Raw genomic sequence first — 17,236 nt, forward strand, 5'->3', positions numbered from 1 at the left:
CTCTGTCGCTCCCTGATTACTTGGCGTCGCTACGGTCGAGCGCAGTCCGGATGAGATCGGCGATGTCCATGCTCTTGATGGCCGAGGACCGATCAACCGCGGGCTCAGTCGGTGCACTTGGTTCGGAGGGCTGCGGTCCGGCGGGCTCCGGCGCCGACAGCTTCAGCAGGCTGTCGAGCAGACCGGCCTCGCGGATCCGGGCCACCGGGATCGCGGCCAGCAGCTCCTGCAGCCGGGCGTCCCCGCCCTCGCCCTCCTCCGCCCCGGTCTGCCGCGGCAGCAGCCGCTCCAGCAGGTATCCGGCCAGCGCGGCCGGGGTGGCGTAGTCGAAGATCATCGTGGACGGCAGGCGCAGCCCGCTCACCGCGTTCAGCCTGTTGCGCAGTTCCACCGCCGCGAGCGAGTCGAAGCCCAACTCGGTGAAGGCGCGCCGGGGTTGGATGGCGGATGGGCCGTCGTGGCCGAGCACGGCGGCGACCTCGGCGCGGACCGCGTCCAGCACCGCGTGCTCGTGGTCGGCGGCCGGCAGGGCGCTCAGGCGCTGGGCCAGGGTGACCGTCCCGCCCTCGCGGTGCTCGCGGACGTCACGGCGGACCGCGGGCCCGACCAGAGCACGCAGGACGGCGGGGACGCCGTCGCCGCGCTCGCGCAGCGCCGCCAGGTCGAGCCGGGCCGGTACCAGGGTGGCCCGGTCGGTGCGCAGGGCGGCGTCGAACAGGGCCAGCCCCTCGGCCGGGTCCAGTGCGCCGATGCCGGAGCGCTCGATGCGCTCCAGATCGGCCTCGCCGAGCCCGTCGCCCATCCCGCCGGCGCCCGCCCACAGGCCCCAGGCCAGCGAGGTGGCGGGCAGGCCGAGCGCGGCCCGGTGCTCGGCCAGCGCGTCCAGGAACACGTTGGCGGCCGCGTAGTTGCCCTGCCCGGTGGCGTCCAGGGTGCCGGCCGCCGAGGAGAACAGCACGAACCTGCCGATCTCCTGGCCCTTGGTCAGTTCGTGCAGGTGCCAGGCGGCGTCGGCCTTGGACCCGAGGACGGTGTCGAGCCGGTCCGGGGTGAGCGAGCCGATCAGGGCGTCGTCCAGGACCCCGGCGGTGTGCACGATGCTGCGCACCGGGTGGTCGGCCAGCAGCGCGGCCAGCGCCGAGCGGTCGGACACGTCGCAGGCGACCAGCTCGGCGTGGGCGCCGAGGCGGGCCAACTCGGCCTGCAGCTCCCGTGCTTGCGGCGCCTGCGGGCCCCGGCGGCTGACCAGCACCAGGCTGGTGACCGAGTGGCGCTCCACCAGATGTCGGGCGAGCAGCGCCCCGAGGCCGCCGGTGCCGCCGGTGATCAGTACGGTGCCCCAGTCCCGGGCGCCCTCCTCCGCCCCCGGCAGCGGGGCCCTGGCCAGGCGCGGCACCCGGATCGTGCCGTCGCTCAGCACCACCTCGGGCTCGCCCTCCTCCAGGGCGGCGGCCAGCAGCGGCAGCCGGGGCGGCCGGGCACCGAGGTCGGCGAGGACGATCCGGCCCGGGTCCTCGGCCTGGGCCGCGCGGACCAGGCCGCGCACGGCGGCGTCGGCCAGCCCGGCCCTGACCGCCACCACCAGGGTGGCCTTGGCGTACCGGTCGTCGGCCAGCCAGTCCTGGAGGGGGCCGAGCACCGCGCGCAGCGCGGACCGCACCGCCAGGGGCACGTCCTCCTCGGCGGGCGTGGGCACCGGCAGCAGCACCACGTCCGGTACGGCGTCGCCGAGGGCGGCCAGATCCGGGTGGACGGGCAGGCCGAGACCGAGGTCCTCGGTGCCGAGCACCGCGAACCGCCGGTCGCCGAGGCCGGCGGCGGCCGGCTCGGGGCGGGGTGTCAGCTCCACCGTGAACAGCGATTCCTGCCGGGCGGTGAGCTGGTGGGCCGCGACCGGGCGGGTCACGAAGGAGGCGACCGTGGCGAGGGGGGTACCGGCTTGGTCCGCCAGCTCGATGCGCAGGCCTTCGGCGTCCTGGCGGACCAGCCGCACCCGGGCGGCCGAGGCACCGGCGGTGTGCAGTTCGACCCCGTTCCAGGCGAACGGGAGCAGTACCCGGCCGTCCTCGGCCGGCCGTTCCTCGTCGAGCAGCGAGGAGATGTGCAGGGCGGAGTCGAGCAGGGCGGGGTGCAGGCCGAACCGGGCGGCCTCACCCCGCTCGGAAGCCGGGAGGTCCAGCTCGGCGAAGACCTCGTCCCCGCGCCGCCAGGCGGCCCTGACGCCCTGGAAGACCGGGCCGTACTCGTAGCCTTCGCCCCGCATCCGCTCGTACAGGCCGGTGACGTCGACCTCCTGTGCACCGGACGGCGGCCACTGGGTGAGCGGCCCGGGCCGCGCGGCGCCGCGGTCGGTCAGCAGACCGGTCGCGTTGGCGGTCCAGGCGTCCGCGCCCTGGGGCCGGGAGAAGATCTGCACGGATCCGCTCTGCGAGGCGACGACCTGGATCTGTACCGCGCCCGACTCGGGCAGCAGCAGCGGCGCCTGGAGCGTCAGCTCCTCCAGCACCGGCAGGCCGGTCAGGTCGCCGGCCCGGATCGCCAGGTCGACCAGCGCGGTGCCCGGCAGCAGGACCGTGCCCAGGACGGCGTGCTCGGCCAGCACCGGGTGGCTCGCCCGCGAGACGCGTCCGGTGAGCAGCACCTCACCGGAGGCGGCCAGCCGGATCTCGGCGCCCACCAGCGGATGGTCGACCGGGGCCTGGCCGAGCCCGCCCGCGTCGCCCCTGGCGGTCGGCGCGTCCAGCCAGTACCGCCGGTGCTGGAAGGCGTACGTCGGCAGCTCGACCCGCTTGCCGGTGTAACCGCCGTACAGCGCCTGCCAGTCGAGCCCGGCGCCCCGGGTGTGGGCCAGCGCGAGGGCGCCCAGCAGCTCCGGCACCTCGGGCTTGTCCTTGCGGGCGACCGAGGCGAAGACCGCGTCGGCGTCATCGGCGAGGCAGTCGCGGCCCAGTGCGGTGAGCACGGCGTCGGGGCCCAGCTCCAGGAAGGTGGTGGCCCCCTGGGCCGCCAGCGCGGTGATGCCGTCGGCGAAGCGCACCGTCTCCCTCACGTGCCTGACCCAGTACTCCGGGGTGCGGAGCTCCGCCGGGCCGGCCGGCCCGCCGGTCAGGGTGGAGACGATCGGGATGGCCGGCTCGTTGTAGGTCAGCTCGGCCAGCACCGCGCCGAACTCGGCCAGCATGGCGTCCATCCGGGGCGAGTGGAAGGCGTGGGAGACCGTCAGCCGCTTGGAGCGCTCGAAGCGGGCCGCGAGTTCCAGCACCGCCTCGGTGTCGCCGGAGACCACCACGGAGCGGGGGCCGTTGACCGCCGCGATGCCGACCCCGGCGGAGAGCAGCGGGGCCACCTCGGCCTCGGTGGCCCGTACCGCGGCCATCGCGCCGCCCTCGGGCAGCGCCTGCATCAGCCTGCCCCGGGCGGACACCGCCTTGGCCGCGTCCGCCAGCGACCACACTCCGGCGACGTGGGCGGCGGCGAGCTCGCCGATGGAGTGGCCGGCCAGGAGGTCCGGCCGCACCCCCAAGGACTCCAGCAGCCTGAACAGCGCCACCTCGGTCGCGAACAGCGCGGCCTGGGTGTAGGCGGTGCGGCTGAGCAGCTCGGCGTCCTCGCCGAAGACCACCTCGGCCAGCGGCCGCTCCAGTGCCGGGTCCAGTTGGGCGGCGACCAGGTCGAAGTGCTCGGCGAAGACCGGGAAGGTGTCGTACCACTGGCGGCCCATGCCCGGGCGCTGGGAGCCCTGGCCGGAGAACAGGAAGGCGAGGGAGCCCTCGTCGGCCGTGCCGGTGACCAGGCCGGGTGCCTCCCCTCCCGTGCCCAGTGCGGCGAGCGCGGCGTCGAGTTCGCCGCGGTCGGCGGCGAGGACCACGGCACGGTGCCGGTGCGCGCTCCGGGTGGTGGCCAACGAGAGGCCCAGGTCGGCGAGTTCGGGCTCCACCGTGGACCGCAGCCGCTCCGCCTGGGCGGCCAGCGCCTCGGGGCTGCGGGCGGAGAGCGGCAGCATCACCGGTGTGGGCGGGGTGCCGGTGGCCGGGGCCGGTTCGGCCTGCGGGACCTCCTCCAGGATGACGTGGGCGTTGGTGCCGCTGATCCCGAAGGAGGAGATCCCGGCCCGGCGCGGGGCGCCGTCGGTCTCCCACGGCCGGGACTCGGTGAGCAGCTCGACCGCGCCCGCCGTCCAGTCCACCTGGTCGGAGGGCTGGTCCACGTGCAGGGTCTTGGGCAGCACGCCGTGGCGCATCGCCTGCACCATCTTGATCACACCCGCCACACCGGCCGCCGCCTGGGTGTGACCGATGTTCGACTTGATCGACCCCAGCCACAACGGCCGCTCTACGTCACGGCCCTGACCGTAGGTGGCCAGCAGCGCCTGCGCCTCGATCGGGTCACCAAGCGTCGTGCCGGTGCCGTGCGCCTCCACCACGTCCACCTCGGACGCGGACAGTCCGGCACTGGCCAGGGCCTGGCGGATCACCCGCTGCTGCGACGGACCGTTGGGCGCGGTCAGGCCGTTGGACGCACCGTCCTGGTTGACCGCCGAGCCCCGGACCACGGCCAGCACCTCGTGCCCGTTGCGCCGCGCGTCCGAGAGCCGCTCCAGCACCAGCATGCCGACGCCCTCGCCCCAGCCGGTGCCGTCCGCCGCCGCGGCGAAGGACTTGCAGCGGCCGTCGGCGGCCTGGCCCCGCTGGCGGCTGAAGTCGATGAAGGTGTCGGGGGTGGACATCACGGTGACACCGCCGGCCAGCGCCAGCGAGCACTCTCCGCCGCGCAGCGCCTGCGCCGCCAGGTGCAGGGTGACCAGCGAGGAGGAGCAGGCGGTGTCCACGGTGACCGCCGGTCCTTCGAGTCCCAGCGCGTAGGCGACGCGTCCGGAGACCACGCTGCCGAGGTTCCCGTTGCCGAGGTAGGCGGCGACGTCCTCGGGCGCGTCGGTGAGCCAGCTGCCGTAGTCGTGGTACATCACCCCGGCGAACACACCGGTCGCGCTCCCCCGCAGCACCGCGGGGTCGATGCCGGCCCGCTCGAAGGCCTCCCAGGAGACCTCCAGCAGCAGCCGCTGCTGCGGGTCCATCGCGACCGCCTCGCGCGGCGAGATCCCGAAGAAGTCGGCGTCGAACTCCGCCGCCCGGTACAGGAATCCACCCTCACGGGAGTACGTCTTCCCGGGCCTGCCCGGCTCGGGGTCGTAGATCGCCTCGGTGTCCCAGCCGCGGTCGGCCGGGAACTCGGCGATGCCGTCCACGCCGTCGGCGACCAGCCGCCACAGCTCCTCGGGCGATCCCACCCCGCCGGGGTAGCGGCAGCTCATGCCGACGATCACGATCGGGTCGTCCGTACCGGCGGGCGCCACCGCCGGTACGGACGAGTGCTCCGGCTCGGCGCCGAACAGGGTGTCGCGGATGTAGTCGGCCAGTGCCTTCGGCGACGGGTAGTCGAAGACCAGGGTGGCCGGCAGCCGCAGCCCGGTGGCGGAGTTCAGCCGGTTGCGCAGTTCCACCGCCGCGAGCGAGTCGAAGCCGATCTCGGTGAAGGCCCGGGTCGGGCTGATCGCGGCCGCGCCCTCGTGCCGCAGGACGGTCGCCACCTCGGCGCGGACCAGCTCCAGCAGCGCGCGGTCCCGCTCGGCGGCGGGCAGTGCGGTCAGCGCGTTGCCCGCCGCCGGGTCGCCCGAGGCGGCGAGGGCCCGGCGGGTGACGGGCCGGACCAGGCCGCGCAGCAGCGCGGGGATCCCGTCCGCGCGGCGGCGCACGGCGGCGGTGTCCACCTCGACCGGGACCACCCTGGGCTCACCGGTGCGCACGGCGGTGTCGAACAGGCGCAGCGACCGCTCCGCGTCCAGCCCGGGCAGGCCGTAGCCGGCGATCCTGGCCAGCGTCGCCTCGTCGAGCGCGGCGCCCATGCCGGCCTCGCCGGTCCACAGGCCCCAGGAGAGCGCGGTGGCGGGCAGGCCCAGGGACGCCCGGTGCCCGGCCAGCGCGTCCAGGAAGGCGTTGGCCGCCGCGTAGTTGCCCTGGCCGGCGCCGTCGAGCACGGCGGCGAGCGAGGAGAACAGCACGAACGCCCTCAGCTCGCGGCCGGCGGTGAGTTCGTGCAGGTGCCAGGCGCCGTCGACCTTGGCCCGGAACACCTCGTCGAGCAGCTCTTCGGTGAGCGAGCCGATGACCCCGTCGCGGACCGTGCCGGCGGCGTGGATCACCGAGTCGACCGGGTGTGCGGCCAGCAGCGCGGCGACCGATGCGCGGTCGCTCACGTCGCAGGCCACCACGGACACCTCGGCACCCGCCCCGGCCAGCTCGGCCTGGAGTCCGGGGGCCGAGCCCCGGCGGCCGGCCAGGACCAGCCGGCGGACGCCGTGCTCACTGACCAGGTGCCGGGCCAGCAGTCCGCCCAGCCCGCCGGTGCCGCCGGTGATCAGTACCGTCCCCCAGTCCGGCGCCGCGTTCGGCGCGGACGGCAGAACGGCCAGCCGCGGGGCGCTGAACTCGCCGCCCAGCAGCGACAGTTCGGGCTCGCCGGTGGCGAGCGCGGCGCTCAGCTCGGCCTCGGACGGCATGCCCTCGTGCTCCAGCAGGACGAAGCGTCCGGGGTTCTCCGCCTGCGCCGAGCGCACCAGGCCGCGGACCGGCGCCTGGGCGAGCGCGGGCGAGGTGACCACCACCAGACGGGAGTCGGCGAGGCGCTCGTCGGCCAGCCAGGACTGGAGCACCCGCAGTACCCGGCCGGTGGCGGCCCGGGCCTCGAGCGGCAGCCCGTCCTCACCCGAGGTGGCGCGCAGCACGGCCACCCCGGGCACCGGACCGGCCGGCACGGCGGGCCCGTCGCCGTCCAGCACCGTGATCCGCGGCCGCTCCGTCACGGTGGGCACCGCCAGTGCCGACGGCCGTACCGTGTACAGGACTTCGGCGTCCGGCACCGGGCGGGAGACCATGCCCCGTACGGTGGCCAGCGGGGCGCCGGTGGTGTCGGCGAAGCGGAGCGAGAGGGTGTCCCGGCCCGGGTGGCCGATCCGCACCCGTACCGAGGAGGCGCCCGCGGCGTGCAGCGACACACCGGTCCAGGCGAACGGGACCAGCACCTCGCCGCGGGGCTCCGCGCCGAGGTCGGCGGCGTGCAGGGCGGCGTCCAGCAGGGCCGGGTGCAGCCCGAACCCGGCTGCCTGAGAGGCGAGTTCGGCGGGCAGCGCGACCTCGGCAAACACCTCCTCGCCGTGCCGCCAGGCCGCGCGCAGCCCCTGGAAGGCCGGACCGTAGCCGTAGCCCTGGGCGGCCAGGGTGTCGTAGACGCCGCTGAGGTCGATCGGCTCGGCACCCTCGGGCGGCCAGTCGTCCAGGCGCTCGGGCAGCGGCTCGGCGTCGGGCACCAGCACGCCCGAGGCGTGCCGGGTCCACGGCCCGGCGTCCGCGCCGTCCGGCCTGGAGTGGATGGTCAGCGGCCGGCTGCCGGACTCGTCCGGCTCGCCCACCGCCACCTGGACGTCCACCCCGCCGTCCGCCGGCAGGACCAGCGGGGCGCCCAGGGTGAGCTCCTCGATGGCGCCGGCGCCCACGTGGTCGCCGGCCCGGGTGGCCAGCTCCACGAAGGCGGTGCCGGGGAACAGCACCCGCCCCGAGATGACGTGGTCGGCCAGCCAGGGGTGGGTGCGCAGCGAGAGGCGTCCGGTGAGCACCACGCCGTCGGCGCCGACCGCCACCACCGCGCTCAGCAGCGGGTGTCCGGCCGGGAGCTGGCCGAGGTCCGAGACGTCCGGGCGGGCCGATCCCGGCTCCAGCCAGAACCGCCTGCGCTGGAACGGGTAGGCCGGCAGGTCGATCCGGTGCCCGCCGCGACCGGTGTGGAACCGGGCCCAGTCCACCGGGACCCCGGCCGAGTAGGCGGCCGCCAGCGCGGAGAGGGCCTGCGGCGCCTCGGGGTGGTCCCGGCGCAGCAGCGGGGCGAAGACCGCCTCGTCCCCGTCCAGGCACTCCTGGCCCATCGCGCACAGCACGCCGTCCGGACCGACCTCCAGGAAGGTGCGGACCCCGGCGTCCGCCAGCCACCTCACACAGTCGCTGAAGCGCACCCGCGCGGCGACGTGCTCGACCCAGTACTCGGGCGTCGCCAGCCGGTCGGCGCACAGCTCGCCGGTGACCGTGGAGACGATCGGGATCTTGGGGGCGGCGTAGGTCAGCACCCGGGCGATCCGGGCGAACTCCGCGAGCATCGGTGCCATCAGCGGCGAGTGGAAGGCGTGCGAGACCTTCAGCCGCTTGGTCCGGTGGCCCCGGTCGGCCAGCGTCCGGGCGATGCGCAGTACCTCGTCCTCGGCTCCGGAGAGCACCAGGGAGGACGGCCCGTTGACCGCCGCGATGCCGACCGAGGCCGACAGCAGCGGGGTGACCTCGGCTTCGCTCGCCTGTACCGCGACCATCGCGCCGGCCTCGGGCAGCGCCTGCATCAGCCGGCCGCGCGCGGCCACCAGGATGGCGGCGTCCTCCAGCGTGAGCACTCCCGCCACGTGTGCGGCGGCCAGCTCGCCGATCGAGTGCCCGGCGAGGTAGTCGGGGCGCAGGCCGAAGCTCTCGGCGAGCCGGAACAGCGCGACCTCGATCGCGAACAGGGCCGGCTGCGCGTACTCGGTCCGGTGCAGCAGCTCGGCCTCGGGCGAGCCCTCGGCCGCGAACAGCACCTCGCTCAGCGGGAGTTCGAGCTGCAGGTCCAGGTAGCCGCAGACCTCCTCCAGGGCGACGGCGAACGCCGGGAAGGCGGCGCTCAGTTGGCGTCCCATCGCGAGCCGCTGGCTGCCCTGGCCGGTGAACAGGAAGGCGAGCTTGCCGGCGCCCGCCACGGCGGTGGGGGTCTCGCCGGAGGCGATCGCGGCCAGCGCCCCGCGCAGCTGTTCGCGGCCGTCGGCGACGACCACGGCGCGGTTGGGCAGGGCGGCCCGGGTGGTGGCCAGGGAGTGGGCCAGGTCGGCGAGGTGGACCTCCTCGCGCTCCAGCAGCGGGAGCAGGTCCGCCGCCCGCTCGCGCAGTGCCCGTTCACCGCGCGCGGACAGCACGTACGGCAGCGTGCCGGGGTCCTCGGGCGCCTGTGGCCGCCCGGGCTGCGGGACGTGCTCCAGGACGATGTGCGCGTTGGTGCCGCTGACGCCGAAGGAGGAGACGCCGGCCCGGCGCGGATGCCCGGTCTCGGGCCACGGCCGGCCCTCGGTGAGCAGTTCGACCGCTCCGGCCGACCAGTCGACGTGCGGGCTGGGCGCGTCGATGTGCAGGGTCTTCGGCAGGAAGCCGTTGTGCATGCTCAGGAGCATCTTGATCACACCGGCCACACCGGCGGCGCCCTGGGTGTGGCCCAGGTTCGACTTGGCCGAGCCGAGCAGCAGCGGTGCGCCCTCGGGGCGGCCCTGGCCGTAGGTGGCGATCAGCGCGTTGGCCTCGATCGGGTCGCCGAGCGTGGTGCCGGTGCCGTGCGCGTCGACCGCGTCCACCTCGGCGAAGGTCAGGCCGGCGTTGGCCAGCGCCTGGCGGATCAGCCGCTGCTGCGAGGTGCCGCTCGGCGCGGTGAGCCCGTTGCTGGCGCCGTCCTGGTTGATCGCGCTGCCCCGGACCACGGCCAGCACCCGGTGGTTGTTGCGCTCGGCGTCAGAGAGCCGCTCCAGCACCAGCACGCCGGCGCCCTCGGCGAAGCCCGTACCGTCCGCCGCGGCGGCGAAGGCCTTGCAGCGGCCGTCGGGGGCCAGTCCCCGCTGGCGGCTGAACGCGGTGAACACGCCCGGGCCGCCCATCACGGCGACCCCGCCGGCCAGCGCCATCGAGGACTCGCCCTGGCGCAGCGACTGGCAGGCCAGGTGGATCGCGACCAGGGAGGCCGAGCAGGCGGTGTCCACGGTGACCGCGGGGCCGAGGGCGCCGAGCACATAGGCGACCCGGCCGGAGATGACGCTGGGCGCGTTTCCGGTCAGCAGGTAGGCGTCCAGGCCGTCGGGGGCCTGGTGCAGGCGGGGCCCGTACTCCTGGACCTCCGCGCCGAAGAACATCCCGGCCTCGGTGCCGCGCAGGGCCAGCGGGTCGATGCCGGCGTGCTCCAGCGCCTGCCAGGCGGTCTCCAGGACCACCCGCTGCTGCGGGTCCATCCCCAGTGCCTCGCGCGGGCTGATGCCGAAGAAGTCGGCGTCGAACTCCGTTGCGGTGTCCAGGAATCCGCCGCTGCGGACGTAGGAGCTGCCGGGCCTGTCCGGGTCCTCGTCGAACATCCCGGCCAGGTCCCAGCCGCGGTCCTCGGGGAAGGCGGACAGCACCTCGCCGCCGTCCAGCAGCAGTTGCCAGAGGTCGTCCGGGCCGTTCACCCCGCCCGCGAAGCGGCAGCCGATGCCCACGATCGCGATCGGCTCGTCGGCCGCGTCGGCCCTGGCGGCCGGGGCAGGTTCGGGCTCGGCGGTGCCGAGCGCCCCGGCGAGCAGCCGCTCGACCAGTGCGGCCGGGGTCGGGCAGTCGTAGACCACGGTGACCGGGAGGTCGAGGCCGGTCGCGGCGGCGAGGCGGCCCTGCAGGTCGACCGAGGCCAGTGAGTCGAAGCCCAGCTCGGTGAAGGGGAGCGTGGTGTCCAGGGTCCCGGCCGCGTCGGGGCGCGCGGCCTTCAGCGCGGCCACGGCGGTGGTGTGTACGAGGTCGAGGACCAACCGCCGGTGCTCCGAGGGCGCGGCGGCGGCCAGCAGCCGGGTCAGTGCTGAATCGGGACTGGGCTCATTCATCCGCGCTTCTCCAGGTTCGGCCGAGACCGTCGGGCAACGTACGGTCGGGCAGTTGACGGCAGCGCCCCGAAGGCCCGGGCGGCGGCCCGGGTTCGAGGCAGTGCCCCGGCCGGGCGGCGGCCTCGGGGCAGGGGGGAACCGCGCGAGGGGCTGGTCACGAGGGTGCGGAGTCGCTCCCCCGGTCTCCCCCGCGCGGGGCCGGTACGGGTTCGGTGGGGGCCGTTAGGGAGGCGCGGGGCTGACCGCACCGCTCTGCGCAGCGCCGGAGGCTCTCCCGGTGTCCGCCGAAGCGCCGTCCGCGTCCTCGGACAGAGCGCGGCCCGGTGTGCCTTCGATCGCCGCGGAGTCGAACTTCCGGCGGATGTACGACAGCGACTCCAGCAGTTCGCCGGAGGTGACCGTGTGGGACTCCCCGGCCTGGACCACTCCGGTCAGCGGCAGCCGGCCGATGTCCGCCCAGCGCAGCCGGCCCTCCCCGTCCAGGTAGCTGCGGGTGCGCCCCTGGTTGTCCGGGTGCAGGCAGTACGGGATGTCCAGGTATCCGCGCTGGAAGGCCAGCAGCATCGCCTGCCCGACGTCCGGGTCCAGGTTCAGCACCGCGGAGACCAGCGCCGCGGCCTCGGCGTAGGTCTGCGTCTCGCCGCCGTCGTCGGCGACCCGCCGGGTACGGGCCGCGGTCGCCGCCGCGTGCTCCAGCGCGCCGACGTTCTCCTCCACCGTCGGGATCCGCACGGACTCCGCGACGGTCTTCACGATCAGCCGCTCGGAGCCGGTCGCGGCGGCCAGCTCGGCCGCCCGTCCGAGCAGTCCCAACGCGCCCTCGGGCGACGTCGGGTAGACGCCCATGTAGGCGTAGATGACGACGTGCCAGTCCGTGTCGGGCAGCAGCTCCGCGCACAGCCGGCGCAGCGCGAACACGGCCTCCACGTCCTGCTGCGGGTGCGTCTGCTGGGCGTAGCTGGCCGAGATGGAACGCAGTCCGTGCTGGTGGAAGAAGAGCGCCTCGAGTGCGCTGATCGCCACCAGCTGGCTGGGCGGGCAGAGCTGGCCGAGCATGCAGCCGCCGAAGGTCTCCAGGTGCGGCTCCCGGCCCAGGTCGCGCAGCCGGGCGAACAGCTCGCAGGAGCGCGACCAGTTGTCCACCGACTGGTGCAGCGGGATCCGCCCGTACGGCAGGCAGTAGGAGACCGGGCCGCCCTCCGAGGCGTCCAGGCCGACCGTCATCAGCGCCCGGAAGATGTCCAGCGGGGCGGCCGACCCGTGCCGGACCTGGACCGGGAAGTCCGGGCCGTGGATGCCGTCCAGCACCTGCCTGGTGGTGGCCACGTCGTGGCTGACGATCGGGTAGCCGTTGAGCGACACGCCTTCCAGCAGGGCGAGTTCGGCCGACTCCAGGTCGCCCACCCGGGTGTAGCTGTCCAGGGTGATGGTGCCGACCGTCCGCCCGGCGGCGGCCCTGGTGGCGGCCAGGCCGGCCCGCATCCGGGCCGGCTCGCTCATGCCCATCCGGGGCTGCACCACGAGTTCGCCCGCCTGGTGCGCCCGGCGCACGAACGCGCCGAACCCGGTGCCGCTCACGCCAGGACCCGCTGCGGGAGCGAGTCGAGCAGCCGCTGGAAGGACGCGATCCCCTCCGCTCCGTCGTCGAAGACCGCGTCGTAGCCGGCGGCGATCAGCTCGGCCAGCTGCTCGGCGCTCTGCGCGCCCGAGATCCCGAGCTTGCCGCCGATCACCGCGGGAGTCGCCGTCAGCTCGGGGCGCTCGCGCAGCTTGCTGATCATCCGGATGCCGTCCTGGAAGCCGTGTCCGTTGACGCTGCTGACCACCAGCAGGGCCGGCCGGTGGGCCAGGCTCTCGGCGATCAGCAGGTCGGCGGGCACGCACGGACCGAGGTTGACCACGTCGAACCCCATTTCCTCCAGCAGCAGTTGCAGGAAGACCAGGTTCCAGGTGTGCGAGTCGGAGGTGCCCCCGGCGACGATGACGGTCGCGCCCCGCCTGGCGACGGCGGGCCTCTCCTGCTGTGCGGGCAGCGTCATCACAGCTCCTGGGCCGGCTCGTAGTCGCGGACGTGCCGGATCCGGGAGACCGAGACCAGCTCCTCGCCCCGGACCACGATCTCGGTCGGCGCCGGCCGGCCGAGGAACATCAGCAGGCTGGCGGTCGGGCCGTAGGCACCGGCGTTGGGGATGGCGATGGTGTCGCCTGGTGCCAGCGCGGGCAGTTCGACGTCGCGGCCGAGCACGTCGCCGGGGGTGCAGAGCGGGCCGACCAGGCTGGCGATCTGCTCGTACGGGGCGCCCTCGTCGTACGGGCGCACCGAGACCGGGAGGATCCGGCCCAGGCCCGACATGCCGCCGAAGGTGTTGATACCGCCGTCCAGGATCACGAAGCGGCGGCCCCGGCTCTCCTTGAGGTTGACCACGCCGACCAGCAGCGTGCCGCTGTCGCCGGCCAGGTAGCGCCCCGACTCGCAGGCGATCCGCACCTCTCCGCCGCGCCAGCCGGGGAAGTGCTCGTCCAGCGAGTCCTCCAGCGCGGCGCGCAGCGCACCGTAGCGGGGCCGGTTCCCGGTGACCGCGTACGGCGCCGCGAAGCCACCGCCGATGTCGACGAAGCGGAACGGCACGTCGAGCTCGGCCTGCAGCCGGGCGGCCACCTCGATGGTGTGCCGGAACTCGCCGATCAGGCTGTCCTCGTCCTTGGCGTTGCTGAGCGGGAAGAAGTGCGCGCCCGCCACCTCGGTCCCGGGCACGTCCAGCAGCCGGTCCCGCAGCTCGGGCAGCGTCTCGCTGTCGAAGCCGAACTGGGAGGGCAGGCCGGTCATCCGGATGCTGGAGGTCGCGCTGGCACTGGCGCTGTTGACCCGCAGCAGGCAGTCGGCGACCACACCCAGCCGGGAGGCGACCGCGCCGATGTTGCGCAGGTCGCCGAGCGACTCGACCGAGAACAGCCGGACCCCGGCGGTCAGCGCCTCGGTCAGCTCCCCCTCGGTCTTGCCGGGGCCGGTGTAGAGGATGTCGGTGGCGGGGAAGCCCGCGCCCAGCACGGCCGCGAGCTCACCGGTCGAGCTGATCTCCGCCCGGCAGCGTCGGCCCTCACCGCCGCGCAGCTCGCGCAGCAGCTCGGGGTGCGGGTTGGCCTTGGCCGCGTAGAACAGCTCGACCTGCTCGGGCAGCGCGGCGAGCAGGTCCCGCCGGGCCGCCGCGACGCGGTCGAGGTCGTAGACGTAGGACGGGGTGCCGAAGCGCTTGGCAAGCTCGGCGTAGCCGGTCACGGGGTGGTCCCTTCGAAGAGTGTGGCGAGCTTCCTGCGGTCGTGCTTGCCGTGCAGGGTGAGCGGCAGCTCGTCGACGGTCTGGCACAGGCCCGGCACCTTGGCCGGCTCCAGCCGCAGCGACAGCTCGCGCAGCACGGTGTGCGGCGGCAGGTCGCCCACCACGCACACCGCGAGGTCCCGGTCCTCGGACGGCGGCAGTACGGCGGCGGCCTGGACACCGGGGATGTCCATCGCGGCCGCCTCGATCTCGATCGTGCTCATCCGCACGCCCTTGCGCTTGAACATGTCGTCCCGGCGGCCCTCGTAGTAGAGGAAGCCGTCCTCGTCCATGCTGCCGAAGTCGCCGGTGTGCAGGCGCCGTTGCCCGCTCACCGGGTCCGTCCGGAAGGCCTTGGCGGTGAGCTCGGGCGCCCGCCAGTAGCCGGGCATCACATGCGGGCCCTCGACCACGATCTCGCCGGTCTCACCGATGGGCAGCTCCATGCCCGCCTCGTCGAGGATGAGCACCCTGGTGCCCGGCAGCGGACGGCCGACCGAGGTGGGCTTGCTGTCCTCGAACTCCGGTGGCAGCACGGAAATGCGCTTGCACTCGGTCTGGCCGAACTGGCGGATCACCTCGGCGCCGGGGAACGCCGTGCGCAGCGCGTCCACCGTGGTCTTGGGCAGGGCGGCACCGGTGTTGGTGAACATCCGGACCTTCGAGCTCTCGGGGGCCGGGTCGCGCTCGGCCAGGGCGCAGATCATCGCGGCCAGCGACGGCACGATCGGCACCACGGTCGCCCCGGACTCGCGGATCCGCTTCAGCAGCACCAGGTCCGAGTCGCCGTCGGCCAGCACCAGTTCGCTGCGGCCTAGCGCGGCCAGCAGGATCTTGTAGAGCCCGTAGTCCCAGGAGATCGGGAACCGGCAGAACACCACGTCGTCGGGGCGGTAGCCGAGTTCCCGGTTGATCGCCTCGGAGGCGAAGACCATCTGGCGGTGCGGGCAGATCACGCCCTTGGGCGCGGCGGTGCTGCCCGAGGTGTAGACCAGGACGGCCACGTCGTCGGGGTCGACCTCGGCCGTCGAGGCGCGCGCGGCCGCGTTGCGCAGTGCGCTCACCTCGGGCCAGAGCTCGCCGAAGCCCAGCACCGGGACCGGCGAGATCCCGCCGATCCCGGCCGCCGCGGCGTCGGTGGCGATCACCAGCCGGGGTTCGGCGTTGGCGAGCACCGAGCGCAGGTGGTACTCCTTCATGCCCGGGTTCAGCGGCACGAGGACCGCGCCGCGCCGGGCCGTGCCGTAGAACAGCGCCACCAGCTCGCGGGTGCTCGGCAGTTGCACCAGCACCCGGTCGCCCAGGCCCACCCCGCAGGACTCCAGCCAGGCGTCGACGGCGTGGCTGTACTCGCTCAGCTCCGAGTACGTCCAGCGCCCGGCCCGGTCGCCGACCGCGACGGCGCCGGGTGCGGCCTCGGCCGTCGCCTCGTCCAGCACCTGGTGCACCAGCGCGGCGGTCCTGGCCTCCGGTATCGGGTTACCAATCACGGCGTCCCACGGTCCTTTTCATCGTCGGGCTCTCGATCGGATGGGGTCGAAGGGCGTGCCGAAGGCGACGGGCCGCCGGCCACCGATGACCCGGCGGGAGCGGAGGGCGTCGGCGTCGGCGTCGGATCGGCGTGCCCCGGGGCGAGCCGGTGACTCTCCGGCGTCGCGGCCCGGAGTGCGAGCTGCTTGCGGTCGATCTTCCGGTTCGGGTTCAGCGGGAACTCGTCGAGACGGACGTAGCGCTTGGGGACGATCGCGACCGGCAGCGACTTCCTCGCCTCGGCGGCCAGCCGGGCCGGTGGGACGGCCTCGCCGGTGTAGTACACCACCAGCTCCACCGACCCGCCCGCCGGGACCGCCACGGTGACCGCGTCCTGCACCCCGGGGCAGGTGCGCACCGCGGCGTCCACCTCGGCCAGTTCGACCCGCACCCCGAGCACCTGGACCTGCGCGTCGTTGCGGCCCAGGTAGTGCAGTTCACCGCCGTCCGCCCGGCGGACCCGGTCCCCGGTGCGGTAGAAGCGCCGGCCGTCCCGGTCGAAGAACCGGCCCACGTCGTCACCCGGATCCAGGTACCCGGCGGTCAACTGGGGCCCGGCGATGCACAGTTCGCCTTCGGCCGGGCTGTCCTGCCCGCCGGCGCCGACCAGCAGGACGTCGTGCCCGCCGTGCACCGAGCCGATCGGCACCATGCCGTTGAGCCCGTCCTCGCCCGCCCAGCGGTGGGCGGCGACGGTGATCGTCAGCTCGGTCGGCCCGTACAGGTTCTCCAGCGTCGAGTCGGCCGCCGCGACCAGCCAGTCACCCGCGTCCTGGCAGCTCAGCGCCTCGCCCGCGAAGAAGCTCCAGCGCAGCGACGGCATGGCACCGGGCGTCAGGCCCCCCATCCGCCGGATCAGCGCGATGGCGCTGGGGGTGGAGAACCAGACGGTCAGCCGGTTGGCCTCGATGAACTGCGGCATGTCCCGCCAGGCCTGCGGCGGCGGCACGGTCAGTGTGCCGCCGGCGCCCCAGGCGCAGAACAGGTCGAACATCGCGCAGTCGAAGTTGAGGTCGAAGTTCTGCGAGAACACGTCCTCGGGGCCGAAGTCGTACCGCTCGTCGAGCAGGCCGAAGTAGTGGTGGGTGTTCGCATGGGTGACCGGCACGCCCTTGGGCCGTCCGGTCGAGCCCGAGGTGAACAGGACGTAGGCGGTGTCCTCGCCGCGCACCGCCACCGGCTCGGCGAGCGCGCTGGCCGCGTCCACCGGCACGGCCGGCATCGGCTGGCCGGACGGCGGGAAGAGCACCGGGAGGTCGACACCCTCGTCCCTCAGCCGGGCGAGGGCCGGCAGCGAGTCGTCGTCGGCGATCAGCGCCCCGACCCGGCTCGCCTCGATCATCTGCCGGGTGCGGGCGGCGGGGAAGGACGGTTGCAGCGGGACCATCGTGATCCCGGTGTACAGACCGGCCAGCACCGCCACGTACGCCGAGGGGCCCTTGCCCGCCAGCACACCGATCGCCGCCGGCCGCGAGGGCAGCCCCGCCAGCAGCGAACCGGCCAGCAGCAGCGCCCGCTCGTGCAGTTCCCGGTAGGTCAGGGTGGTACCGCCGGCCGAAAGCGCCGGCCGGTCCGCCGACTTGGCGAGTCCGCGCAGGAAGCGCCCGGTCAGCGCGACATCCACGGTGTCGTCCATCGTGGTGGCCTCTTCGTGTCCC

General features: G+C 74.6%; 6 protein-coding genes. All 6 read right to left on the reverse strand.

All coding sequences use genetic code 11. The annotated features are described in order from the left end of the window. Positions 1-16: 16 nt before the first annotated feature. A complete protein-coding gene (locus ACSMTC_RS09135) occupies positions 17-10,732 on the reverse strand; it encodes an SDR family NAD(P)-dependent oxidoreductase (protein WP_436559154.1) in 10,716 nt (3,571 codons plus the stop codon). Between the two features lie 222 nt (positions 10,733-10,954). Beyond that, positions 10,955-12,310, reverse strand: a complete 1,356-nt coding sequence (locus ACSMTC_RS09140) for a methylaspartate mutase (RefSeq protein ID WP_436559155.1) — start codon at positions 12,308-12,310, stop codon at positions 10,955-10,957. Then, positions 12,307-12,771, reverse strand: coding sequence for a cobalamin B12-binding domain-containing protein (locus tag ACSMTC_RS09145; protein WP_436559156.1), 465 nt, complete (start codon positions 12,769-12,771; stop codon positions 12,307-12,309). The genes ACSMTC_RS09140 and ACSMTC_RS09145 overlap by 4 nt, the downstream gene beginning before the upstream one ends. Then, complete coding sequence (locus ACSMTC_RS09150; protein WP_436559157.1) at positions 12,771-14,009, reverse strand: type III PLP-dependent enzyme domain-containing protein; 1,239 nt, start codon at positions 14,007-14,009, stop codon at positions 12,771-12,773. Before ACSMTC_RS09150 ends, ACSMTC_RS09145 begins: the two co-directional genes overlap by 1 nt. Continuing rightward, the gene (locus tag ACSMTC_RS09155) at positions 14,006-15,538 is read right to left on the reverse strand and encodes an AMP-binding protein (protein ID WP_436559158.1); all 1,533 of its coding nucleotides are present in this window, start codon (positions 15,536-15,538) and stop codon (positions 14,006-14,008) included. The genes ACSMTC_RS09150 and ACSMTC_RS09155 overlap by 4 nt, the downstream gene beginning before the upstream one ends. Further along, positions 15,535-17,214 (reverse strand): AMP-binding protein, encoded by a 1,680-nt coding sequence (locus ACSMTC_RS09160; protein ID WP_436559159.1) that lies wholly within the window; start codon positions 17,212-17,214, stop codon positions 15,535-15,537. The genes ACSMTC_RS09155 and ACSMTC_RS09160 overlap by 4 nt, the downstream gene beginning before the upstream one ends. Between the last annotated feature and the right edge of the window lie 22 nt (positions 17,215-17,236).

This window comes from Kitasatospora sp. HPM-01-4, assembly GCF_051374625.1.
GTDB lineage: Bacteria > Actinomycetota > Actinomycetes > Streptomycetales > Streptomycetaceae > Kitasatospora.